Raw genomic sequence first — 23,194 nt, 5'->3', positions numbered from 1 at the left:
TCATCCGAAAAGACCTCCCACGACCGAACCGCCGACGGCCGATCCCCACAAGGTGCTCGTGTTCTTCTGCAAGAAGTTGAACGCGCCGGAGGGGGTTCGCGGGTGGAAGTAGGGCATCTGCGCAAGGGTATCCACTCCGTGCTGACCCGGGAGGATCCTCCCGCTGACGTACGTGCCCGCCATACCCGTGGCTCCGTTCTGCGCCACAGTGCCGAGATCCACTCCGTCCCCGCTGATCACCTGACTAACTGCCGTCCCGGCCGCCGTTGATGCGCCGCTCAGCACCAGGGACGTCCCCTGAGCGAGCGCTCCGGACGCTGAGTACCCGATTTCCTTAGCGATCGTGCCCCCGGCCGGACCAGCCATTCCTCCGGCAGCACCGGACACACCACCGCCGACGACGTCCCCCGCAAACTCCCACCCGTTGCGGATCTGCCAGCCGTTCTTCTGAAGGTTGGTCACACCACCACTCACAGCACCGACCCCTCCGTTGACACCCATGTTGACCGCGACGGCTCGCGCCGCTTGGCCTGCAGGTGCGCCTGCCATGGCAGCCTTGCCGAACATCATTGCTCCGCCACCGGCTGCACCGAGCACGCCGCCCACAGCAGTGTCGACTCCGACTCTGCCCCAATCTACTTTTCCGGTCTGTGCTTTCTGCGACGCCACCGAGACGCCCCCGCTGAGCAACGCCCCAGACGCAGCCATGAGCGCGATTCCAGCAGGGCCGCCGACCCCGGTGCACATGAGCGCGATGCCGCCAGCGATCGCAACCCCCGCGACCACGTACTCCCAGTTGTCGTCCCACCAGCTCCCGACAGCAGCGATCGCCCCCTGGTTCGCATCCCGGTACGCCTGCAGGTCTTTGTCCGTCGCCGGCCGGAGCCCGAGCGGGTCGACGGCCTGCAACGGATCGTTGCCGGCGTACGAGTAGGGGTTCCCCGACCACGCCGCACCCAGGATCGGCGCGAGCGGGTCGACCGACAGGAAGCCCCGCGCCGCCGGGTCGTACACACGGGCGCCGAGCCACTCCAGCCCGGCGATGGACACCCCGCCGGAACCGGTCAGTGCCACCCCCGCGGGCAGTCCGACGTCGGTGACGGCAGCGAGCGCGGCCCACGGATCCGCAGCATCGGTGGCGCGAGCACTGCGCCACGCGGGCCGCGTGACGACATCGCCGATCGCGGTGACACCCCCCGGCAGGTCGAGCAGCGACGTGTCGGCGATGCTGATGAGTGACGGCACGACCGCGGCGGAGTCCCACCACGCCGCGACCCCGGCCACCTCGGCGAGTTCACCCAGGGCATCGACCCAGACGTCGAGCCGACCGGTCTCGGCGTACGCGGCGTCGCGGTCGACGACGGCAGCGAGGTACCCCAGGTCGGACCACGCGTACTCGGTGGTCGAACCGTCGGCGGTGGTCCGCCGGATGCGTCGGCCGAGACCGTCGTGGACGTACTCGGTCCGGCCGGCCTCGGTGATCGTCGCGATGATCTGTCCGGCGGCGTCGTACTCGTGGCGCGTCTCGACACCGCCGACGGTCTCGGCGACGAGTCGCCCACCGTCGTCGTAGGTCCACGTCGAGTCCCCGGCGCGGACGAGCTGCCCGGCGGCGTCGTACTCGAACGACACCGCTCCGGACGGTCCGTCGATCGCGGTGATGCGCGCGTCGGCATCGCGCTCGATGCGCGTGGTGGTGGCACCGTCGAGCGTCGTCGAGGTGTGCGCGACGAGTGCGCCACCCTCGTACGACCACGACTGCACCAGTTCGCCCGTGGCCGCCTGGACGATCCGACCCGAGGCGTCGTACGAGAACGTGCCGGCAGGGGCGCCCTCCCGTTCCACCCCGACGACGCGGCCGACGGCATCGCGACGGTAGGTGGTGCGGGTGCCGTTCGGGTCGACCCGAGCGGTGCGGTTGCCGTCGGCGTCGTACTCCCACGCGACGGACTGGTCGCCTCGGGCACGGCGGACGAGCAGGCCACGGCGGTCGTGCTGGAGCTCGTGCTCGATCGTCCGACCGGCACCACGGGTGTGGTCCGCCACGACGACAGTGCGGTGGACGGCGTCGCGGGAGATCTCCGACTGCACCGCACCGTCGACGAGCACGGCCCGCTGTCGGCCAGCCGCGTCGTGGGTCCACTCCGTCGTGCGGCCGTCGGGATCGGTCTGGCGGATCTGGCGCCCGGCCGGGTCGTAGGCCGCGGTGGTGGTACGGCCGAGCGCGTCGGTGACGGCGACCACACGGTCGGCGGCGTCGTACTCGCGTCGCGTGGTCCCGCCGGCAGGGTCGGTGATCGTCACCAGCCTTCCCCGGTCGTCGTACTCGAACGAGGTGCCCCCGTCGAGACCGTTGACGACCTGGATCAGCTGCCCCGCGGGGTCGTAGCGGAACCGACGACGGCCGAAGCGTGCGTCGTGGCTGGAGACGAGCCTCCCGGCTTCGTCGTACCGGAACCGCGCGGTGCCGGAACCCGGAGTCGTCTGCGTGACCACACGTCCGACGGCGTCGTACGTGACTTCCTCGACCTCGCCGGTGGGCAGGGTCCGGGCCACGACGCGGGAGTCCGCGTCGTAGGCGAGCGTCGTCCGCGCCCCGGCGGCGTCGGTCGCCGCGGTGGGTCGACCGCAGGCGTCGTACTCGTAGGTCGAGCGCGCTCCCGAGGGGGCGACCAAGGCGACGACACGGCCGGCGAGGTCGCGCTCGAGTCGGGTCAGGCCGCCTTCGCCGTCGACGAGTTCGACGGGTCGGCCGGCAGCGTCGTAGGTGACGAGTTCGGAACCGGTCTCGTCAGACGTGGACTCGACGGGTCGGCCGTACTCGTCGAACCGGACGGTCGCGGTGTCGAAGGCGTCACGCAGGGTCGCGACGCCGGTCGCGACGTCGTCCGAGAACTCCTGGCGGACGCCCGTCGGGTCGACGGTCGCCGTCAGCTCGCCGACGACGTCGTACTCACGACGCCAGGTGGCGCCGGCGGGGTCGGTGATGGCCTGGAGGCGCGACAAGGCGTCGTGCGCGAACGTCCAGACCGCGCCGCCCGGCATTGCGAGCTCCGCCAGGTTCCCCTGGTCGTCGAACGTCCGCGAGACACGCCGACCCAGCGGGTCGGTGGTCGTCGCGAGCTCGCCGTTCGGGGCGTAGTCGAACGTGGTGCGTGCTCCGAGCGGGTCCACGACCGCTGCGATGCGTGAGCCGGCGCCGTACTCGAATCGCCAGACGGCTCCGTCGGCGTCACGTCGTTCGACGAGGAGCCCAGCTGCGTCGTAGCGGTACTCGCTCCGTGCGCCGGAGGGGCTGACCGCGGCGACCGGGCGACCGGCCGGATCGCGCTCGATCCGCGCGGTGTCGCCGACGGCGTTCGTGGTCGCGGCGAGCTCGCCGAACGCGTCGTGGGAAAGCGTCAGGACCACGCCCGCCGGGTCGACGACGCGGGTGAGGGCGCCGTCCTGCCAGGTCAGCTCCGTCCGGCCGCCGACCGGGTCGGTGATCACCGACGGGTCGCGGTCGTCGCCCACGTACTCGTAGCTGACCACGGCGCCGGCCTCGGTGACGACGGTCGCGACGCGGTCCTGCTCGTCGTACCCGTAGGTCAGGTCACCGCCGGACGGCGTGACGGTGCGGGTCTTCCGGCCGCGCTCGTCGTACGCGTGCACGGTGACGGACCCGTTCCGCTCGGTCGCCGACACGAGGTTGCCGTACCGGTCGTAGCTCATCGACTGGCGTCGGTCGTCGGAGTCGATGACCCCGACCAGGCGCCCCTTGGCGTCGGCGATGTACGAGTTGGACCGGGAGCCGTCGTGGTCGGACACCACCGTGACACGACCGGGCAGGTACGCGAACCGCACCGTGCGGCCGTGCGGGCTGACCTGCTCGACGACGCGACGCTGGTCGTCGTAGGTGTTGTCGACCTCGACGACACCGGCCGCGCTCGTGACCGTCGTGATCAGGTCGTCGTCGTTCCAGCCGTAGATCCGGGTGCCGACGGCATCGGTCGCCGAGACGAGTCGGCCGCGATCGTCGTACCCGTACTCGACCCGGCGGCCGTCGGAGGCGCGGAGCACCGCCACCCGGCCGTCGACGTGGTCGACGTCGATCGAGCGACCGCGCTCGTGCACCAGGCGCACGACGACGTCGGCGGCGTCCCGCTCGACGCGGACCGCGGTGCCGGCCCCACCACGCTGTCCGAGCCACAGCCCGGACGGCGAGAAGTCGATGCGCCCACCCTGGTTGTCGCGGACGACGAGCCGGTCGCCCTCGGCCGCGAGCCAGCGGTTCTCGCCGACGCCGCGGGCCCACCCCTCGCCGTCGCGCGGGAAGCGCACCTGGCGACCGTCGGCGCCGACGAACGACGCGCCTTCGTCGTCGATGAGCAGCCGGGTCTCGAGGATCGACGCCCACCCCGGACCGAAGAGCCCGACGTGCTGGTCGAGGGAGTTGTACATGCGGGTGACCTGCAGCGCTGCAGATGAACCGGTGAACCCGAGGTCGAGCTCGGGTTCGAGGAAGTTGCCCGTTGTGGTGTTGACCGGGTCCATCGAGTAGCCGGTCGTCGGCTGGGCCCCGTAGGCCGACGGCGGATCGAACTGCAGGTCGGTGCGGGACTGCGAGACCCCCGCGGCAGCCAGGGCTGCGGCGAGCGCGGCATCCGAGACCGTGGAGACGGCGCCTTCACCGCCGGCAGCAGCGAACGCGTCGGCGATGGTGTTCGCCCAGGTGACGTCCTGGCCGTTGGCGGTGATCCACTGTTCGAAGGCGTTCACCAGGCTCGTCGCGTCGATGTGCCCCCAGGAGCACTTCGACGCGAAGTCGGTGAGCTTGCCGCGCAGACCGGCCGGCTTGCCGTCGAGGGACTGGTTCAGCGTCGACGACCCGGTGGCGAACGAGCGGAGGTCGGCGGGCTTGGCGGACGACGTCCCACCGCCGCCCCCGCCACCGGAGCCGGGGTTCGGCGTCTGGCGCGGAGTGCTCGGTCCGGTCGCCTGGTCGAAGGTCGGTGCGTCCTCGTGGTGGACGGTGGGCGGCACGGGAGCCCCGGCGACCTTGTCGTGCACCCACTCGAAGAAGTTCCGGTCGCCGTACTCCGCTTCCCAGTCGCGGGCTTCCTTGCGACGAGCGTTCTCCCGCTCAGCAGCGGCCTTCATCTTGTCGACCCACCCCGCGACGGTGCGGAGGTTCGCGGCGATCGTCGAACCGTCGGACGCTGCCGTCGACGCGTTCTGCGCGAAGAGCTCGGAGAAGTGCCCGCGGAACTCCTGCGATGCGGTGGTGACGTACGACTGCCGTGAGCCGGCCTGCCCCTCGATCGACTCGGCCGCGCCGTTCAGCGCCGTGCTGAGTGCGTCGGCCGTGCCGTTGTCGAACTTGACCGGATCGTTGCCGTGCAGGTCAGCCATGGTTCATCCCCCGAAGTCGTACTGGTCGTGCTGGTCACGCGGCCCCACCGACCGCGAACGCCCGGACCGCCGCGAGCGCGGCGGTCCGGGCGGAACGAGTGGCTGCTTACGCGCCGCCACCCGCGGTGAAGATGTCCTGCGAGATCTTGTCGAGCTGCGTGCGGAGCTGCTCGAGTTCGGTCTTCGCCTTGTCGAGGGCGGCCTTGGTCTCCGGCCAGGTCGACCCACGGAAGGTCGCCGCAAGCGGGCCGTCCCAGACGTTGGAGTCGGACAGGATCCGGCCCTGGGCGTCGAGCTGTGAGATCTGGTCGGTGAACCCACCGTTGATGATCGACTGGACCTGACGGATGGCGGTCTTGGCCTGCTCGGTCGAAAGGACACGCGACATGATGAACCTCTTTCATTCGTAGCTGCACCCCCGCGCAGTGGAATCCCCCCGGAGGCTCTGACGGGACCCACCATACCCACAATCCGGCGCAGATGTCACCGTTCGTATATCGTGATCGTTCCTCCACAAACAGTCCGTTCACCGCGGGTTTCCACAGCGTCCACCGGAGCCCCTCCGGCCTTGGTGCCCGGGTGGCAGGATGTTGACATGGACACCGAACCGCAGCTCGACGGCGAATCCGTCGCACCCGACCTCGACGACTTCGACGAGGTCGTCGAGATCGAGCACGAGTCGCTGCCGTCGGACCGCTACTTCGACCGCGAGCTGAGCTGGCTCCGCTTCAACCAGCGCGTGCTCGAGCTGGGCGAGGACCGAACGCAGCCCCTGCTCGAGCGGGCGAACTTCCTGGCGATCTTCGCGTCCAACCTCGACGAGTTCTTCATGGTCCGGGTCGCGGGCCTGAAGCGCCGCATCGACACCGGCATCGCCGTCCCGACCAACGTCGGCCGCGCCCCGAGCGACGTCCTGCGCGACATCGCGAAGAAGGCGCACGAGCTGCAGGACCGGCACGCCCAGGCGTTCATCGGGTCGCTCAAGCCCGACCTCGACGCCGCCGGCATTCACGTCGAGCACTGGTCCGACCTGGACGAGGCCGACCGGCTCCGGATGCGCGAGTACTTCAACGAGCAGATCTTCCCGGTGCTCATGCCCCTGGCGGTCGACCCGGCGCACCCGTTCCCCTACATCTCGGGGCTCTCGCTCAACCTGGCCGTCCGGGTCCGCAACCCGAAGTCGCAGCGCCAGGAGTTCGCGCGCCTCAAGGTGCCGCAGAACTTCTCCCGCTTCATCAAGCTGCCGGACGACAACTCCGGCCGGATGCGCTTCATCCCCCTCGAAGACCTCATCGCGAACCACCTCGACGATCTGTTCCCGGGGATGGAGGTGCTCGAGCACCACGTGTTCCGGGTCACCCGCAACGAGGACGTCGAGATCGAGGAGGACGAGGCCGAGAACCTCATCCAGGCCCTCGAGCGCGAGCTGCTGCGTCGCCGGTTCGGTCCGCCCATCCGTCTCGAGATCACCGAGGACATGGACCCGGTGACCCTCGACCTGCTCGTGCGCGAACTCGACATCACCGAGCAGGAGGTCTTCCGACTGCCGTCGCCGCTCGACCTCGGTGGCCTGTTCGAGCTCTCGAAGATCAACCGCCCGGACCTGCACTACCCGAAGCACGTGCCGACGACCCCGGTGCAGTTCCAGCCCGGTGAGCCGAACACGAAGCCCGACCTGTTCCGTGCGATCAAGGCGAACGACGTCCTCGTGCACCACCCGTACGAGTCCTTCGCGACGAGCGTGCAGGCGTTCCTCGAGCAGGCCGCGGCCGACCCGCACGTGCTCGCGATCAAGCAGACGCTGTACCGCACCTCGGGTGACAGCCCCATCGTCGAGGCCCTGATCGACGCGGCCGCCGCGGGCAAGCAGGTCCTGGCGCTCGTCGAGATCAAGGCACGCTTCGACGAGCAGAACAACATCACGTGGGCCCGCAAGCTCGAGAAGGCCGGCGTGCACGTCGTCTACGGCCTGGTCGGGCTGAAGACGCACTCGAAGCTCGTGCTCGTCATCCGGCAAGAGGGCGGCACGCTCAAGCACTACAGCCACATCGGCACGGGCAACTACAACCCGAAGACCTCGCGCATCTACGAGGACATGGGCCTCTTCACCGCGGACGACACCGTGGGCAAGGACCTGACGCGCCTGTTCAACGAGCTGTCCGGCTACGCGATCGAGAAGAAGTTCAAGCGGCTGCTGGTCGCGCCGTTGCACCTGCGCAAGGGGCTGCTCAAGCGGATCCAGACCGAGTCCGACAACGCCCGCGCCGGCAAGCCGTCCGGCATCCGGATCAAGGTCAACTCGATGGTCGACGAGCAGATCATCGACGCCCTGTACCTGGCCAGCCAGGCGGGCGTGCCGGTGGACGTCTGGGTGCGCGGCATCTGCTCGCTCAAGCCGGGGATGGAGGGCGTGAGCGACACCATCCGGGTGCGGAGCATCGTCGGGCGGTACCTCGAGCACTCCCGCGCGTTCGCGTTCCACAACGACGGCGACCCGGCGGTCTTCATCGGCAGCGCCGACATGATGCACCGCAACCTCGACCGCCGCGTCGAGGCCCTCGTCCGGCTGACGGCACCGGACCACATCGACGAGGTGCTCGCGATGTTCGACCTGGCGATGGCCGACACCGCGAGCTCGTGGCACCTCGAGTCCGACGGTGAGTGGACCCGCCACTCGACCGACGATGACGGTCGCCCGCTCGAAGACGTGCAGAATGTGACGATGCGGAAGATCTCGGCTCGGAAGCGCTCCACTCGGTGAGCGGCGGTCCCTCGGGCCCCGTCCTCGCCGCCGGCGCAGTCGTCTGGCGCGATCAGGACGGCACGCCCCTCGTGCTGCTCATCCACCGCGACCACCACAAGGACGTCTCCCTGCCCAAGGGCAAGGTCGACCCGGGCGAGGCCGTCCCGACGACCGCCGTACGCGAGATCGACGAGGAGACCGGGTACCGCGTGCACCTCGGCGCCCCGCTCGGCACCGCGGAGTACGTGCTGCCGAACGGCCGCGACAAGGTCGTGCACTACTGGGCCGCCCGCGTCTCGTCGAAGGAGTACGCCCGCGCGGGTGACTTCACCCCGAACCACGAGGTCGCCGCGCTCGAGTGGGTCACGATCGACGACGCCCGCAACCGTCTGACGTACGAGCGCGACGTGGCGATCCTCGACCGGTTCGCCGAGCGCGCCGCCGCGGGCCACCACCGCACGTTCGCCCTGATCGCGCTGCGACACGCGAAGACCGTGCCCGGCTCCGACTGGAACGGCCCGGACGCCACCCGTCCGCTCCTGCCCGTCGGTCGTTCCCAGGCCAAGGCCGCTGCGTCGCCCGTCGCCGCGTTCGGCCCGAAGAAGATCGTGAGCAGCACGGCGGCCCGGTGCCTCGCCACCGTCGAACCGCTGTCCGCCACCACGAAGCTCGGCGTCTCGAGCACCCCCGACATCAGCCAGGACGCCCACGACCGCGGCGCCGCCGACGTCAAGGGCATCGTCCGCCGCCGGCTCGACAAGGGCAAGACCGCGGTGCTGTGCTCGCACGGGCCGGTGCTGCCGGACATCATCGCCCGGATCGCCACCGCGACCGCCGACGACTCCGGCCGGTTCGACCTCCGCCGCGCCGCGATGCTCTCGGTCGGCGACTTCTCGGTGATGCACATCGCCGGCGAGACCCTCGTCGCCGTCGAGACGCACCGCAACACGATCCCGGCGTAGCGACCGCACGCCCTGCACCCGGCCACGTGCCGGGCGTCCGCCGCGCCCGGAACGCGATCCGCGCCTCCCGGTCGGCACAACCCCTCGTTCACCTTCCGTTCACCAACGCGCGTGATCCCCGTCACCTCGCGTCCCTACAGTCGCTCCCGGGTCGGCACCGGCCCAGGGACCGCAGTGGTCCCACTGCACCCCATCCCCGAAGGGACCCCTGTGAACATCAAGCGAATCGGTTCGATCGCAGCAATCGCGATCGCCGGCGCAGTCGTGCTCTCCTCGTGCGCGGCGAACGAGGACGCGGGCAGCACCGAGTCCTCCTCGAGCAACACCGGCTCCTCGAGCCTCACCGGCACCCTGACCGGCTCCGGCTCGTCCGCCCAGCAGACCGCCCAGGCCACCTGGGCCGCCGGTTTCCAGGACGTCGCCAAGGGCGTCACGGTGAACTACTCGCCCGACGGCTCGGGCGCCGGCCGCAAGAACTTCATCTCGGGCGCCGCGGACTTCGCCGGCTCCGATGCAGCGCTGAACGACGAGGAGCTCTCGGGCTCCTTCGACCTGTGCAAGGCCGACACCAAGGCCATCGACATCCCGGTCTACATCTCCCCGATCGCGATCGCCTACAAGGTCGACGGCGTCAGCGACCTGACCCTCGACGCGAAGACCATCGCGGGCATCTTCTCGGGCAAGATCACCAAGTGGAACGACTCGCAGATCGCCGACCTGAACGACGGCGTCGACCTGCCGGACGCGAACATCACGGTCGTGCACCGCTCCGACGACTCGGGCACCACGCAGAACTTCTCGGAGTACGTCTCCGCGAACGCCGGCGACGTCTGGACCGAAGAGCCGAGCCAGACCTTCCCGTACTCGGTCGGTGACAGCGCGAAGGGCACCTCCGGTGTCGCCTCCGCCATGGGCAGCGCCTCCAACGCGATCACCTACATCGACGACTCCGGCGCGGGTGACCTCGACAAGGCGAAGCTGATGGTCGGCGACAAGGCCACCGAGATCTCGGCCGACGGCGCCGCGCAGGTCGTCGCCGACTCGAAGGTCGCCACCGGCCGCGAGGACAACGACCTCGCGATCGACATCGACCGCAAGGACACCGCTGACGGCGCCTGGCCGCTCGTCCTCGTCTCCTACGCCATCGCGTGCCAGGAGTACAAGGACTCGGACAAGGCCGACCTGGTCAAGGGCTTCCTGAACTACGTCGTCTCCGGCGACGCCCAGGACGCTGCGGCGAAGGAGGCCAAGTCGGCCGCCCTGTCGTCCGACCTGGCCGACAAGGCCGCTGCCGCGGTCGACTCCATCAAGTAAGACCCCCAAGCGCCCGGACGCCGGTCCCACCCACCTGACCGGCGTCCGGGCCCTTGCTCGTCGCGACGCGAGCAGCCCGGCTCCACCGCCAGCGCCCGTCCGACCAGCGCCACGCACCACGCACCATCCCCGAACCCGTCGCCTCCCCCGGCGTTCCTCCGACAGGAGTCCCATGACGACCGCACCGGCCCAGCCAGGGGCCACCGTCACCCCGACCAAGCCGAAGGCCGTCGTCCGCGTCGGTGACCGGGTGTTCTCCGCTGCCTCGGTGATCGCCGGCGGCCTCATCCTCTTCGTGCTCGTGCTCGTCGCGGCGTTCCTCGTCTGGCAGAGCATCCCGGCGTTCGCCGCCAAGGTCGGCGACCTGCCGAACAACGCCACGAACTTCTGGGACTACGTCGGCCCCTTGGTCTTCGGCACCGTCTGGTCCGCGCTCATCGCGCTCGTGATCGCGGTCCCGCTCGCACTCGGCATCGCCCTGTTCATCTCGCACTACGCACCGCGACGCCTCGCGCCGGTGCTCGGCTACGTCATCGACCTGCTCGCCGCGGTCCCGTCGGTCGTCTACGGCCTCTGGGGCATCGTGGTGCTGGCGCCGTTCGTGAAGCCGTTCTACGGCTTCCTGAACGAGTACCTCGGCTGGTTCCCGCTCTTCTCCGGCCAGGTGTCCGGCACCGGCCGTACCATCCTGACCGCGTCGATCGTCCTCGCCGTGATGGCGATCCCGATCATGACGGCCGTCATGCGCGAGATCTTCCTGCAGGCGCCCACGCTCAACGAGGAAGCCGCCCTGGCCCTCGGTGCGACGCGCTGGGAGATGATCCGCCTGTCCGTGCTGCCGTTCGCGAAGTCCGGCATCGTCTCCGCGATCATGCTCGGGCTCGGACGTGCCCTGGGCGAGACGATGGCGATCGCCCTGGTGCTGTCGGTCTCGACGAACGTCACCTTCCAGATGCTGACCTCGCAGAACCCCTCGACGATCGCCGCGAACATCGCGCTGCAGTTCGCCGAGGCATCGGGGACCGCCCTGAACGCCCTGATCGCGACGGGCCTGATCCTGTTCGTCATCACCCTGGTCATCAACATGCTCGCGCGGTACATCGTCCGCACGCGGGTCAGCTGAGAGGTCGCACCCGATGTCCCTCGCGCTCCGTCACACCGGCACCGCCGGCAACGTCTACGCCAACGGCAAGCTGCACCGCTCGGTGCCGTGGCTGCTGCTGGTCGGCAGCTGGGTCGCCCTGGTGGCCGTGTTCGCCCTGCTCAACGCCGGCGGTGCGGTCAAGGACTTCAACGTCGTCGCCGCCCTGTTCCTCGGCACCGTCCTGTTCGACGTCCTGATCGTGGTCGTCTCGCGCATCGTCGAGGGCGGTCGTCAGGCCGTCAACCGACTGGTCACGTCGCTCGTCATCACCGCCTTCGTCATCGCGGTCCTGCCGCTGGTGTCGCTGCTCTGGACCGTGATCGCCGACGGCCTGGCCCGCTTCGACGCGAACTTCTTCTCGTACTCGATGCGCGGCGTGATCTCCGAGGGCGGCGGCGCGATCCACGCGTTGGTCGGCACGCTCGAGATCACCCTGTTCGCGGCGCTCATCTCGGTGCCGATCGGGCTGCTCACCTCGATCTACCTGGTCGAGTACGGCCGCGGTGCACTGGCGAAGGGCATCACGTTCTTCGTCGACGTCATGACGGGCATCCCCTCGATCGTCGCCGGTCTGTTCGCGTACTCGCTGTTCGCGCTGTTCCTCGGCCCTGGTGCCCGCTTCGGCTTGGTCGGCTCCGTCGCCCTGTCGGTGCTGATGATCCCGATCGTCGTGCGCTCCACCGAAGAGGTGCTGAAGATCGTGCCGATGGAGCTCCGCGAAGCGTCCTACGCCCTCGGGGTGCCGAAGTACCTCACGATCCTCAAGGTCGTCCTCCCCACGTCGCTCGCCGGCATCACCACCGGCGTCATGCTCTCCATCGCCCGCGTCATCGGCGAGACGGCTCCGCTGCTCGTCACCGCCGGCTTCACCGCGAGCATGAACTACGACCTGTTCAAGGACCCGATGATGACCCTGCCGGTGTACGCGTACACGCAGTACTCGCAGCAGGGCGCCAACCCGCAGCCGTTCATCGACCGTGCCTGGACCGCCGCGCTGGTGCTCATCCTCATCGTGATGGCGCTCAACCTGCTCGCCCGGTTCGTCACCCGACTCTTCGCCCCCAAGCTCTCGCGCTAGCGAACCCACTTCCCCACCCACCAGAAGGATCAACGTGTCCAAGCGCATCGAGGTCGACGGCCTCAACGTCTACTACTCGAAGTTCAAGGCGGTCGAGGGTGTCGACATCACCATCGAGCCCCGCACCGTCACCGCCTTCATCGGCCCGTCCGGCTGCGGCAAGTCCACCTTCCTCCGCACCCTGAACCGCATGCACGAGGTCATCCCCGGCGCATGGGTCGAGGGCTCGGTCAAGATCGACGGCGACGACCTTTACGGCCCCGGGGTCGACCCGGTGCTCGTCCGTCGCCAGGTCGGCATGGTCTTCCAGCGTCCGAACCCGTTCCCGACGATGTCCATCAAGGACAACGTGCTCGCGGGCGTGAAGCTCAACAACAAGCGCGTCTCGAAGTCCGAGGCCGACGACATCGTCGAGCGCTCCCTGCAGGGCGCGAACCTGTGGAACGAGGTCAAGGACCGCCTCGACAAGCCCGGTATGGGCCTGTCCGGTGGGCAGCAGCAGCGTCTCTGCATCGCCCGCGCCATCGCGGTGCAGCCCGACGTCCTGCTGATGGACGAGCCCTGCTCGGCGCTCGACCCGATCTCCACCCTGGCCATCGAGGACCTGATCGAGGAGCTCAAGAAGGAGTTCACGATCGTCATCGTCACGCACAACATGCAGCAGGCCTCGCGCGTCAGCGACAAGACGGCGTTCTTCAACATCGCCGGCACCGGTGCGCCGGGCAAGCTCATCGAGTTCGACGACACCGCCACGATGTTCTCGAACCCGTCCGTCCAGGCCACCGAGGACTACGTCTCGGGTCGCTTCGGTTGATCGCTGTCCGTCCGTCGTGCTGACGGACGACCGGGAGGCCCGATGCACGTCCGCAACGGACGCGCACCGGGCCTTCGTGGTTGCGCTGGGTGCGGGGGCCGTGCGGGGTGCGTGCGTGCGCATGTTCCGACGATGCACGCGTCGATCGTCTCGTGGTTCGTCGCTCGATGCGCACGCAGACGGTGCGTGCGCATGTTCCGACGTTCCACGCGTCGATCGCCTCGTGGAACGACGAAAGGTGCCCACGCATCGATCGCGTGAGCACCTTCCGGGGAGGGTCAGGCCGAGGTGGTCGGGACCGCCATGATCGGCGTCGTGGTCGGCTGCTCCGAACCACCGGCCGGCTCGACCGTCATGCCGATCGTCGCACCGTCGGACATCGAGCCCTTCAGCACGGCCGAGTGCACGCCGTCGGCGACACCGTCGACCAGGCCAGCCGACTTGATCGTGCCGCCCTCGTTCTCGGAGCCGATGTACCAGAGCTCGTACGTCTTGCCCTTCGGTGCCTGGGCGACACCGTCGAGGATGACCGCGGACTTGCCGAGGTCGCCCGACCACACGACCGTGGCCGTGCCGCCGCCCTCGACCTTGGTGGTGCTGCGCTGGAAGTCCGACGCGGCGTAGATGCGGTCGAGACCACTCGAGGCCTGCGTGGTGCCGGTGCCCGGTCCGTCGGCCGGACCGTTCGCGACGCCGACCCCCAGGCCGACACCGAGGAAGACCACGGCGACCGCAGCAGCACTGGTGAGCATGGCTGCCGGACGCTGGAACCAGCGGCGGCGAGCCTCGGAGGTCGCCCGGCCACCGGTGGTGGAGCCGTCGGCGATCGAGGCGACGTGCCTGGCGGGCTCGGGACGGGCCTCCTGGACGGAGGTCGTGTCGACGGCAGGAGCCGTCTCGGCCAGTGGTGCAGCCTGCGGGGTCGTCGCGATCTGGGCCAGCAGCGACGCGCGGAGCGACGTCGGCGGCTCGATCGGAGCGGCGGCGAAGGCCAGCTGCAGCGCGGTCTCGCGCAGCGAGTCGGCCTCGGCCTGGAGTTCGGGCGACGTCGTGAGGACCTCCTCGAGGAGCATGCGCTCATCGTCGGACAGCGCGTCGAGTGCGTAGGAACCCGTCAGCAGGGCGGGGTCGTCGTGTCGTTCGGTCATGAGGTCACCCCCATTTCGTCTCGGAGTCGGATCATCCCGTCACGGAGACGGGTCTTGACGGTGCCGATGGGGACACCGAGTTGTTCGGCCATCTCGCTGTGCGAGAAGCCTCCGTAGTACGCCAGCTGCACGGCCTGCCGCTGGAACTCGGTCAACTTGGCCAGGGCCCTGCCGACACGTTCGTGTTCGATGCGGATCTCGACCGACTCGGAGACCTGGTCGAAACCGGACTCGAGGTCGCGGATACCGATCTTCGTGTCCCGGTCGTGCGAGGCCTGCGACGCCCGGACCCGGTCCACCGCTCGGCGGTGCGCCATGGTCAGGACCCAGCTGGAGGCGGTCCCGCGCTTCCGGTCGAACCGGGTGGCCTGTTGCCAGACTTCGAGGAAGACCTCTTGCGTGACCTCTTCGGACTGGGCGCGGTCCCGGAGGAGCCGCGTCACGAGTCCGAGGACCCGGCCGGAGAGGACGTCGTAGAGGTCCGCGAAGGCGGCTTGGTCACCGGAGGCAACCCGCGCCAAGAGGTCGTCCGGCGATGCCTGGGCTGGCTCTGACGAGCTCCAGCGTTCGGTGTCGCTATCCACGAGGGCAAGCATTGCAGGTTTCCCTCCTCTCGGGTGCGTCGGCGACCGGTTGTGGCCGTTCTGTCAGGGGTGCTGCGTGATGCGGTGGTGCTGGTGGTGCTGGTGGTGCTGTGCTGCGGTCGCGCCCCGGGTAGGACGAAGCCGCCGCGTCGTGCGGTCGAGACGAGAGGCCAGCGTGACCCACAGGGAATTGACCGGCGGATACCGGTCCGGGTCACGCCGGGCCTCTCGCGTTCGTGACGGTCATCAAGTCCGTCACGCTGATGATTCGGCGCGGTGCCCGTGGTGGATTGGATCGGATGCCGAGAAGTTGTCGGGACGCCGCGTCCGGGCCGTCTGCCGGGCACGCCCGGGTCCGGATCTGTCCACCGAGAGTGAACAGGGCAGCGGACTCAGCCGACGCGTCGTAGAGTTGGTCTCGCTGGGCCGCAGCAAGCCCCGGGCTCCAAAATTCGCCGCTTCGAGCGGCCTCGCGCCGAGAGGCGCTTCTGCGGCCCGGTTTTTCTCTGCCCGGTTCTTCTCTGCGCGGTTCTTCTCTGCCTGGTTCTTCTCTGCCTGGTCGCGGCTGTCGCCGTTCGGCCGGGAGGCCCGGTGCGGGTCCGGCGCGTTCGCTCGCTAGTCCAGGCTCTCGCGACGCCAGAGCGCCGCCGCCTCGGTCAGGTCGGCCGCCAGCTCCGTGAGACGGAGCGCCCGCCGCGTCAGTTCGCTCGCACGATCGGTCGCCGTCAGGTCGGAGTCGTCCGCCACCGCCGTCGCACCGGCCGCGGTCAGCCGGCAGAACGCCGCCCCTCGGTCGAGCGCCACCGCGAAGTCACCCGTGTACAGCCCGTGCAGGATGCGGTCCGCCAGGGTGAGGATCTCGGCCGGACCCGTCGGCTGCTCAGCGCCCGCGACCGCCTGGTCGATCGTGCCGATGCGCTCGGTGCCCCGCTGGAAGAAGTACGCGATCTCCTCCGGGTTCTGCCGGATCACCGTGCGGACGAGGTACACCCGCCACAGGGCTCCCGGCAGCGTGTGGGCACCCACCCGCGCCCAGAGTTCGGCGATCGCGTCGATGCCGTGCACGTCGGTGTAGGTGACGAGCCGCTCGACGACCGCGGGGTCCGGGTCCTGACGCACCCGGTGCAGCAGTGCGTTCGCGGTCTCGTGCGCGACACGGTTCACGACGGCCGGGTCCTCGCCGCCCTGGATCGCGGCGAACTCGGCATCGGTGAAGTGGACAGGACGGTGGTGATCGCGAGGCACCGCGTCAGTGTAGGCACGGCCGGTGACACGCCCGCCCTCCGTTCGCCCAGAACGCAACGGCAGCGCCGCGGGTACGGTGTCTCGTCGGGAGGCGCTCCTCCCGACCGTGAAGGAGAGGACTCCCCCATGAACCCGTTGCTCATCATCCTGGCCGTCATCGCGGTCATCCTGCTGTTCGTCGGTGGCTTCACCGCGAGCCTCAAGTTCCTGCTGTGGGTCGGCATCGTGCTGCTCATCGTGGCCGTCGTCCTGTGGCTGCTGCGGACGCTCACCGGGCGTCGCGGCTGACCCTCGACACCAGGTTCTTCCCAGAGGCCCTCACCCGCTAGCCTTGCGGGTGAGGGCCTCTAGCTCAGTTGGTAGAGCACCGGACTTTTAATCCGAGGGTCGTGGGTTCGAGCCCCACGGGGCCCACACCAAGTGCGTTGTCTAAGATGTGGCGGATGGCACGACGACTCCTCCCCGGCATCGCGCTCGGAGCTATGGCTCTCGGCGTGAGCGGGCTGCTCGTCATCCTGCCGACCGTGTCGAGTGCTTGCCAGCCCGTCACGACGTCGTCGAGCGTCTCCTCCGCCGAGGTCTCCGATGCGATCGCCCCCGGCTCGCACGTGTTGATCGTCGGCGACTCGTACACCTCCGGCCGCGGCTCGACCAGCGGCATCGACGGGTGGGCGCAGGACCTCGCGGCCGACCGGGACTGGAAGGCCACGATCGACGGCTACCCGGGGACGGGCTACGTCGACACCGGCCGCACCGGGTCCTCGCACTACACGTTCGGCCCCCGCCTCGAACGGCACGCCGCGACCGTCGATCCCGAGCTCGTCATCGTGCAGGGCAGCCAGAACGACTGGCTCGTCGACTCGTCGGTCCTTCAGGCCCGCGTCGAGAAGACCCTCCGCGACGCCGAGCAGACCTGGCCGGACGCCGTCGTCGTCGCGCTCGGGCCGTCAGCGCCGTTGCCGTGGGCGAAGTCGACGGTCGGGGTCGCCTCCTCGGTCTCCGCGGGGGCGGCAGCAGCGGGCGTGCCGTACATCGACGCGCTCGCCGGGCAGTGGTTCACCGCGGCGAACAGCCCGGGCTACGCGGCGATCGACGGCGGACACCTCAACGACGCTGGCTACCAGTACCTGGCGGACCGGGTCTCGGACTCCCTCGACGCCCTCGCTGCGTCCGACGACGAACGCTGCGCCTGACCTCGGGTTCGTGTTCGGGGTACAAGTCGTCCCCAGCTGGCTCATGGCAGATCCCCTGCACACATCAGCCCGCGCACAGCCGACTGTTGGGCTGCCGCCGATAGTGTCGTTCCCGGATCCGATCACCGGATCCTGCAGCACCGCACCAACACGAACGAACGGGGTACACCGTGATCGAGCCCATCGAAGCCACGCAGACCAGCAGCACCGGGGACGCGCGCCGCATCGTCGAGCTCGCCGCAGCGACCAACACGACGATGAGCAACGAGCTCCTGCTCGACACGCTCCGTCGCAACGCGCAGGTCACGACCCGGCACATCCGCAAGGACTTCATCGAGGTCGCGACGGCCACCGCGGTGCTCGGCTACGTGTGCCGACAGCGCAAGGACTTCATCGCCCTGCGCGGGGACGACCCGGCCTGGGCGCACGAGGTCGGGCGCTACGCCAGCGAATCACTCGCGGTCGAGGCACTCCGCATGCGCCGCGGCTGACCAGCAGCTCCCCGCCACGAACGCCGTCCCCACACCGGGGCGGCGTTCGTGTGTCCAGTGGAGCAGTGAATCCCCGGCCGAAGCGACAGATCCACGGTCGCACCCGCGACAACCCCGCGAAAGCGACTCTGTGCCGCGAACCTTCGGCGGGACGGAGTCGCTTTGGCGGAGCCGGCAGCGTGGGGGCGATCAGGACCAGACGCGGCGGATGCCCCAGGTGCCCGTCCAGGTCTCGTCGGGCTCGAGCCACCGCAGGCCCTCGCCGGAGTTCAGGGCGTTGGCCGGAGCGGTCATCGGCTCGACCGCCACGGCCAGACCCTTCCCGTCGCCGCGGGGGTACTCCCGAGAGGTGAACACCTGCACGTACGGGAACGACGCGTCCTGCCAGAGCTGCACGCCGTCACCCTCGGGGCCGTGCAGCGTCGTGTGACGGACCCCGTCGGCGTCCGGGGTGATGTCGGAGTACGCGGTGTCGAGATCCGCGTCACCGGCACGCAGTCCCCGTCGCAGGTCGAACGAAGTGCCCTCCACCGACACGGACCCGTTCGGCACCTTCTGCTCGTCGACGGTGAAGGCGGTGGCGGCGTCGAGCGTGACGACGAGGTCGTCGGCCGGGGTGTCGCCGGCGCGCAGGTACGGGTGTGCCCCCACGGCGAAGGGCGCGCTGACACCGGATCGGTTCGTGATCTCGTGCGTCACCCGGATGCCGTCGTCGACGAGCTCGTGGTGCACGCGGGTCTCGAGGGTGAACGGCCAGCCGTGCTGCGGGTGGATCGTGGCTTCCTGCACGATGCCCGTCTCGGTCTGCGACACCACGCGGTACGGCGCGAAGCGGAGCAGGCCGTGCGACGCGTTGCCGTACTTCGGCTCCGAGACGTCCAGCTGCTGCCGCTTGCCGTCGAGTCCCCAGACCCCGCCGGCGACGCGGTTCGGCCACGGTACGAGCACGATGCCGTTGGCACCGGGCGGCTGCTCGGTGACGGGGAACGGCTCGGTCAGGTCGAAGCCGGCGACACGGAGTTCTCGGATGCCGGCGGCGACCTCGGTCACGACGGCCTCGACGACGCCGTCCGGTCCGGCGTGGTGCAGGCGGTACTGGCCACCGGTGGGTGCTGCGGTCATGGGGTGTGGTTCCTTCCGGCTGTGTCCTCGCCGTCCGCGACGACGACCTCGACGCCGGCCGCCCGGATCGTGGCGACCGCGTCGGCTTCGGCCTCGGCGGTGACGACGACGTCGATGTCCTCGAGCGCGCGGACGACCCCGATGTGGGCCCGGCCGAACTTCGACCCGTCCGCGACGACGACGGTACGCCGAGCCGTGGCCGCGAGCACCCGCTTCGCCTCGGTCTCGGGCAGGTTGACGTTGGTCAGACCGTGCGCGACGTCGACACCGGTGCCACCGAGGAACACGACGTCAGCGGCGATCACCGGCAACAGGGTGTTGTTGAACGGTGCGACGAGCGAGTGTTGGAGCGGTCGGAGGGTGCCGCCCGTGACGATCACCGTGAACCGCGGCACGGCGCGCTCGAGGGCCAGCGCGGTCGTCAGCGAGTTCGTGACGACGGTGAGGTCGGACAGCTCCGTGCGGGCGACGAGCGCCTCGGCGACCGCTGCCGGGGTGGTGCCGACGTCGAGCACGACGCACTCGCCGGACCGCACGAGCGCTGCGGCCGCGCGGCCGATGGCGGCCTTGGCCACCTGGTGCTCGACGGCGGTCTCCTCGAAGGGGCGCTCGGTGGACCCGGCCCCGAGGCGGACCGCTCCGCCGTGCACCCGGCGGATCCGGGCCTCCTGGTCGAGGACCGCGAGGTCCTGCCGGACCGTCACCTCACTCGTGCCGAGCGACGCGGCCAGCGCGGCGGTCCGGACCATGCCGGGCGCGCCCTCGACGATGGAGACGATGCGGTCCTGCCGCAGCGGCGCGGGCAGCGATCCGGCCAGGAAGGAGAGGTCGTCGTCGGTCACGGCTCTAGTTTCGCTTGCTTCCGAAGTCTTTCGCAACGCTTCGGATCGGCGCTAGGCTGTTCCGGTGATCACCAAGCGCGTGACGAAGCTCGCGGACGGCCGCGACCTGTTCTACTTCGACGATGCGGACAGCACCCTGCCCGCTGAGCGTGCCATCGACGAGCGTGCGCTCGACCCTCGGCCCGAGACCGCGCGGATGCGCCAGGACGTCCTGACCGGCGAGTGGGTCTCCATCGCCGCGAGCCGGCAGAACCGTGCGTTCCTGCCGCCGGCCGACCAGGACCCGCTCGCGCCGCAGACACCGCAGAACCCGTCCGAGATCCCGAGCACCTACGACGTCGCCGTGTTCGAGAACCGGTCACCGTCGTTCGGTCCGCTGCTCGAGGCCGATGACGCTCCGTCCTCGCTCCAGTCCTTGTCCGACGTCGGCCTGAACCGGCAGCTCCGCAGCGTCGGCCGGTGCGAGGTCGTGTGCTTCTCGCCCGCGACCGAGGGGTCCTTCGCGTCGATCTCCGAGTCGCGTGCCCGCACCGTGGTCGAGGCCTGGGCGGACCGCACCGCCGCGCTCTCCGCCATGCCCGGCATCCAGCAGGTGTTCCCGTTCGAGAACCGCGGCGAAGCGATCGGCGTCACGCTGCACCACCCGCACGGGCAGATCTACTCGTACCCGTACGTCACGCCCCGCACACTGCGCCTGCTCGACTCCATCGAGCGCTTCGGACCGGACCTGTTCGAACAGCACCTGGCGAACGAGCGGGCCTCGGACCGGGTCGTGCTGCAGGGCGAGCACTTCACGGCGTTCGTGCCGTTCGCCGCACGCTGGCCCATCGAGATCCACATGCTGCCGCACCGCCACGTCCCCGACTTCGCCGGTCTGACCGAGGCCGAGAAGGACGAACTGGCCCACATGCACCTGCGCCTGACGCGGGGCATCGACGAGCTCTACGGCGACCCGACCCCGTACATCGCCGCGTGGCACCAGGCACCGGTGCACGTCGGGCGGGACACCGTGCGGCTCATGCTGCAGATCACGTCGCCGCGTCGGGCGGCGGACAAGTTGAAGTTCCTGGCCGGCAGTGAAGCCGCCATGGGTGCCTGGATCGGGGACCTCGTGCCCGAGAAGGCAGCCGAGTTCATCCGACAGGGAATCGAGCGAGCATGACGTTCCAGCAGGTCTACGGGTACGAGCCGGCGGTGCGGTACTCCGCCCCCGGCCGGGTCAACCTGATCGGTGAGCACACCGACTACAACGACGGGTACGTCCTGCCGTTCGCGATCGACCGGCGCACCACCGCGTCGATCGCCCCGCGGCCGGACCGTGTGCTGCGCGTCTCGTCCGCGTTCGACGCCGGCACCGTGCTCGAGCTGTCGCTCGACGACCTCGACCCGTCGAACATGACCGGATGGTCGGCGTACGTCTTCGGCATCGCTTGGGCACTCCGCGAGCAGGCCGGCGCGGACCTGTCGGACAAGACCGGGTTCGACGTCTTCATCGAGTCCGACGTCCCTGTCGGGGCCGGCCTGTCGTCCAGCGCCGCGATCGAGTGCGGCGTCGCGCTCGCCTTCAACGACCTGTGGGAGCTCGGCCTCGACCGCAAGACCCTGGCGCGCGTCGGCCAGTACTCCGAGAACCACGCCGTCGGTGCCCCCACGGGGATCATGGACCAGTCCGCTTCACTGCTCGGCGAGCAGGACGCCGTCGTGTTCCTGGACTGCCGCACGCTCGACTCCGCCGTGGTCGGCCTGGCGCTCGAGGCCAACGGGCTCGAGGTCCTGGTCATCGACACCCGGGTCGAGCACGCCCACGCCACCGGTGGGTACGCGGCTCGTCGGGCCTCGTGCGAGAAGGGTGCGCAGGTGCTCGGTGTCGAGGCCCTGCGTGACCTGAGCGTCGAGGACCTGCCCCGTGCGCAGGAGCTGCTCGACGACGAGACCTTCCGCCGCGTGCGCCACGTCGTGACCGAAGACCAGCGCGTCCTCGACACCGTCCGGACGCTGCGCGAACAGGGCCCGCGGGCGATCGGTTCGCTGCTCGTCGCGTCGCACGAGTCGATGCGCGACGACTTCGAGATCTCCGTGCCGGAGCTCGACCTGGCCGTCGCGACCGCGGTCGAGCACGGTGCGGTCGGTGCGCGGATGACCGGCGGTGGGTTCGGTGGTGCGGCGATCGCGCTGGTCGACCGGGAGGCCCGTGGTGCGATCACCGAGGCCGTCACCTCCGCGTTCGCAGCCGCCGGGTACCGCGAGCCGAACGTCTTCACGGTGCACGCCGCGCAGGGCGCCCGCCGCGACTGAGCCTGACCGGCGGAGTTTCGCGCTCACCGACACGTCACGCGGCGCACGGCCCGTGAGGTGTCGCTGACCACGAAACTTCGGCGCAATCCAGCGCGAGACTCGGACGTCAGTGGGTCATGTGACCCGTGGTGACGGTGACGCCGCCCCACGGGAACCCGTGCGGGTGCAGCACCTCGTGCTGGAGCTGGTCCATCACGACGTGGCCCTGCCACACCGTGTAGACCAGCACGCCGACGACGATGCACACCGGGACCGCCAGGTACGCGGAGTACCGCACGATGTCGCCGAGGGTGCGGTGCCCGTAGCGCGCGAGCGTCGGCGGCAGGACGATCCCGACGACGACCACGAGCAGCAACAGTGCGAGTGCGGCCGGTGCGACGTGCGCTTCGACCTGCACCGTGATGGGCGCGGCCTCCAGGACCTTGCCGCCGTTGTCGATCCAGTTGTCGTCGGCGTCGACCCCGCCGTAGCCCGTCGACGTGCTCCAGAGCACCAGGTTCGGGGACAGCACCAGTGCGACGGTCCCGACGAGTACGAGTCCCCACGCACGCGGACGCAGCTTCCTGCCGGTGGCCGCCATCACGGGCGCGGTCTGGACGTTCTCCCCCATGCGGTGACCGTAGCACTGGGGGCGGCTCCGCACCCGTCCCCCGAACGCGCGGGGCGGGGGCGAGCCGTGCCTCCTGGCCGCCCGTGGACGCGACCATCCCGCCAAAGCGACAGATTCCAGCGAACTGTTCGCGGGAATCTGTCGCTTTCGCGGCACGGACCGCGGCACGGACAGCGGCACGGACCGCGGCACGAACGGACGCGCGCCAGCGGCAC

At 69.8% G+C, this 23,194-nt stretch carries 19 protein-coding genes and 1 tRNA gene; 12 read left to right on the top strand and 8 right to left on the bottom strand.

Annotated features, from left to right (window positions below):
* Both EDF47_RS06680 and EDF47_RS06675 read right to left on the bottom strand, forming a co-directional pair.
* Window positions 1-5,394 carry a DUF6531 domain-containing protein gene (locus tag EDF47_RS06680; RefSeq protein ID WP_133937244.1) on the bottom strand — a complete coding sequence of 1,798 codons (5,394 nt, stop codon included), beginning with the start codon at window positions 5,392-5,394 and terminating at the stop codon, window positions 1-3.
* 106 nt (window positions 5,395-5,500) lie between these two features.
* The gene (locus EDF47_RS06675; protein ID WP_027466625.1) at window positions 5,501-5,782 is read right to left on the bottom strand and encodes a hypothetical protein; all 282 of its coding nucleotides are present in this window, start codon (window positions 5,780-5,782) and stop codon (window positions 5,501-5,503) included.
* A 207-nt stretch (window positions 5,783-5,989) separates the two neighbouring features.
* On the opposite strand from EDF47_RS06675, the gene EDF47_RS06670 reads away from it, so the two are divergent.
* The 6 genes from EDF47_RS06670 to pstB all read left to right on the top strand — a co-directional run bounded on the left by EDF47_RS06670 (window position 5,990) and on the right by pstB (window position 13,449).
* On the top strand, window positions 5,990-8,155 hold the full coding sequence (locus EDF47_RS06670; RefSeq protein ID WP_123293277.1) for an RNA degradosome polyphosphate kinase: 2,166 nt from the start codon (window positions 5,990-5,992) through the stop codon (window positions 8,153-8,155).
* Window positions 8,152-9,099 carry an NUDIX domain-containing protein gene (locus EDF47_RS06665; RefSeq protein WP_131877511.1) on the top strand — a complete coding sequence of 316 codons (948 nt, stop codon included), beginning with the start codon at window positions 8,152-8,154 and terminating at the stop codon, window positions 9,097-9,099. Before EDF47_RS06670 ends, EDF47_RS06665 begins: the two co-directional genes overlap by 4 nt.
* Before the next feature lie 210 nt (window positions 9,100-9,309).
* Window positions 9,310-10,413 carry a phosphate ABC transporter substrate-binding protein PstS gene (gene pstS / locus EDF47_RS06660; protein ID WP_123293275.1) on the top strand — a complete coding sequence of 368 codons (1,104 nt, stop codon included), beginning with the start codon at window positions 9,310-9,312 and terminating at the stop codon, window positions 10,411-10,413.
* Between the two features lie 172 nt (window positions 10,414-10,585).
* Window positions 10,586-11,536, top strand: a complete 951-nt coding sequence (gene pstC / locus EDF47_RS06655; protein WP_111085280.1) for a phosphate ABC transporter permease subunit PstC — start codon at window positions 10,586-10,588, stop codon at window positions 11,534-11,536.
* Window positions 11,537-11,549: 13 nt separating this feature from the next.
* On the top strand, window positions 11,550-12,635 hold the full coding sequence (gene pstA / locus EDF47_RS06650) for a phosphate ABC transporter permease PstA (protein WP_131877513.1): 1,086 nt from the start codon (window positions 11,550-11,552) through the stop codon (window positions 12,633-12,635).
* A 34-nt stretch (window positions 12,636-12,669) separates the two neighbouring features.
* Window positions 12,670-13,449: a phosphate ABC transporter ATP-binding protein PstB gene (gene pstB / locus EDF47_RS06645; protein WP_111085283.1), complete on the top strand. Its 780-nt coding sequence runs from the start codon at window positions 12,670-12,672 to the stop codon at window positions 13,447-13,449.
* Window positions 13,450-13,727: 278 nt separating this feature from the next.
* On the opposite strand, the gene EDF47_RS06640 is transcribed toward pstB, so the two are convergent.
* From EDF47_RS06640 to EDF47_RS06630, 3 genes are all read right to left on the bottom strand, one after another.
* Entirely contained in the window at window positions 13,728-14,597 is an 870-nt protein-coding gene (locus EDF47_RS06640; protein ID WP_133937246.1) for an anti-sigma factor, read from the bottom strand.
* Window positions 14,594-15,193: an ECF RNA polymerase sigma factor SigK gene (gene sigK, locus EDF47_RS06635; RefSeq protein ID WP_123293272.1), complete on the bottom strand. Its 600-nt coding sequence runs from the start codon at window positions 15,191-15,193 to the stop codon at window positions 14,594-14,596. Before sigK ends, EDF47_RS06640 begins: the two co-directional genes overlap by 4 nt.
* Window positions 15,194-15,796: 603 nt before the next feature.
* A complete protein-coding gene (locus EDF47_RS06630; protein ID WP_131921932.1) occupies window positions 15,797-16,426 on the bottom strand; it encodes a DNA-directed RNA polymerase subunit beta in 630 nt (209 codons plus the stop codon).
* A gap of 126 nt (window positions 16,427-16,552) precedes the next feature.
* Between EDF47_RS06630 and EDF47_RS19750 the strand changes: the two genes are divergently transcribed.
* The 4 genes from EDF47_RS19750 (at window position 16,553) to EDF47_RS06615 (ending at window position 18,110) form a co-directional block, all read left to right on the top strand.
* Window positions 16,553-16,714, top strand: coding sequence for a DUF2207 domain-containing protein (locus EDF47_RS19750; protein ID WP_146249745.1), 162 nt, complete (start codon window positions 16,553-16,555; stop codon window positions 16,712-16,714).
* A gap of 53 nt (window positions 16,715-16,767) precedes the next feature.
* Window positions 16,768-16,840: transfer RNA gene (locus EDF47_RS06625), tRNA-Lys, on the top strand.
* 29 nt (window positions 16,841-16,869) lie between these two features.
* On the top strand, window positions 16,870-17,619 hold the full coding sequence (locus tag EDF47_RS06620) for an SGNH/GDSL hydrolase family protein (protein ID WP_166673195.1): 750 nt from the start codon (window positions 16,870-16,872) through the stop codon (window positions 17,617-17,619).
* Window positions 17,620-17,789: 170 nt separating this feature from the next.
* Window positions 17,790-18,110: a hypothetical protein gene (locus EDF47_RS06615; protein WP_111085292.1), complete on the top strand. Its 321-nt coding sequence runs from the start codon at window positions 17,790-17,792 to the stop codon at window positions 18,108-18,110.
* Window positions 18,111-18,299: 189 nt separating this feature from the next.
* On the opposite strand, the gene EDF47_RS06610 is transcribed toward EDF47_RS06615, so the two are convergent.
* Window positions 18,300-19,232: an aldose 1-epimerase family protein gene (locus tag EDF47_RS06610; protein WP_133937250.1), complete on the bottom strand. Its 933-nt coding sequence runs from the start codon at window positions 19,230-19,232 to the stop codon at window positions 18,300-18,302.
* Entirely contained in the window at window positions 19,229-20,074 is an 846-nt protein-coding gene (locus EDF47_RS06605) for a DeoR/GlpR family DNA-binding transcription regulator (RefSeq protein ID WP_173168871.1), read from the bottom strand. Before EDF47_RS06605 ends, EDF47_RS06610 begins: the two co-directional genes overlap by 4 nt.
* A 64-nt stretch (window positions 20,075-20,138) precedes the next feature.
* On the opposite strand from EDF47_RS06605, the gene galT reads away from it, so the two are divergent.
* Window positions 20,139-21,236, top strand: coding sequence for a galactose-1-phosphate uridylyltransferase (galT, locus tag EDF47_RS06600; RefSeq protein WP_123293267.1), 1,098 nt, complete (start codon window positions 20,139-20,141; stop codon window positions 21,234-21,236).
* Complete coding sequence (gene galK / locus EDF47_RS06595; protein ID WP_133937252.1) at window positions 21,233-22,369, top strand: galactokinase; 1,137 nt, start codon at window positions 21,233-21,235, stop codon at window positions 22,367-22,369. The genes galT and galK overlap by 4 nt, the downstream gene beginning before the upstream one ends.
* Window positions 22,370-22,475: 106 nt before the next feature.
* On the opposite strand, the gene EDF47_RS06590 is transcribed toward galK, so the two are convergent.
* Window positions 22,476-22,979, bottom strand: coding sequence for a hypothetical protein (locus EDF47_RS06590; protein WP_133937254.1), 504 nt, complete (start codon window positions 22,977-22,979; stop codon window positions 22,476-22,478).
* Window positions 22,980-23,194 lie beyond the last annotated feature (215 nt).

Source organism: Curtobacterium sp. PhB190 (assembly GCF_004365385.1).
Classification (GTDB): Bacteria; Actinomycetota; Actinomycetes; order Actinomycetales; family Microbacteriaceae; genus Curtobacterium.
The sequence above is the reverse complement of the archived record's forward strand: the minus strand, read 5'-3'. Positions and strand labels throughout refer to the sequence as shown.

Bases quoted from the DNA above. Each gene is read 5' to 3' on its own strand.
- pstC (WP_111085280.1), top strand. From the start codon at position 10,586: ATGACGACCGCACCGGCCCAGCCAGGGGCCACCGTCACCCCGACCAAG.
- EDF47_RS06675 (WP_027466625.1), bottom strand. From the start codon at position 5,782: ATGTCGCGTGTCCTTTCGACCGAGCAGGCCAAGACCGCCATCCGTCAG.
- pstA (WP_131877513.1), top strand. From the start codon at position 11,550: ATGTCCCTCGCGCTCCGTCACACCGGCACCGCCGGCAACGTCTACGCC.
- EDF47_RS06670 (WP_123293277.1), top strand. From the start codon at position 5,990: ATGGACACCGAACCGCAGCTCGACGGCGAATCCGTCGCACCCGACCTC.
- EDF47_RS06640 (WP_133937246.1), bottom strand. From the start codon at position 14,597: ATGACCGAACGACACGACGACCCCGCCCTGCTGACGGGTTCCTACGCA.
- EDF47_RS06620 (WP_166673195.1), top strand. From the start codon at position 16,870: ATGGCACGACGACTCCTCCCCGGCATCGCGCTCGGAGCTATGGCTCTC.
- EDF47_RS19750 (WP_146249745.1), top strand. From the start codon at position 16,553: ATGAACCCGTTGCTCATCATCCTGGCCGTCATCGCGGTCATCCTGCTG.
- sigK (WP_123293272.1), bottom strand. From the start codon at position 15,193: ATGCTTGCCCTCGTGGATAGCGACACCGAACGCTGGAGCTCGTCAGAG.
- galK (WP_133937252.1), top strand. From the start codon at position 21,233: ATGACGTTCCAGCAGGTCTACGGGTACGAGCCGGCGGTGCGGTACTCC.
- EDF47_RS06680 (WP_133937244.1), bottom strand. From the start codon at position 5,394: ATGGCTGACCTGCACGGCAACGATCCGGTCAAGTTCGACAACGGCACG.
- EDF47_RS06610 (WP_133937250.1), bottom strand. From the start codon at position 19,232: ATGACCGCAGCACCCACCGGTGGCCAGTACCGCCTGCACCACGCCGGA.
- EDF47_RS06590 (WP_133937254.1), bottom strand. From the start codon at position 22,979: ATGGGGGAGAACGTCCAGACCGCGCCCGTGATGGCGGCCACCGGCAGG.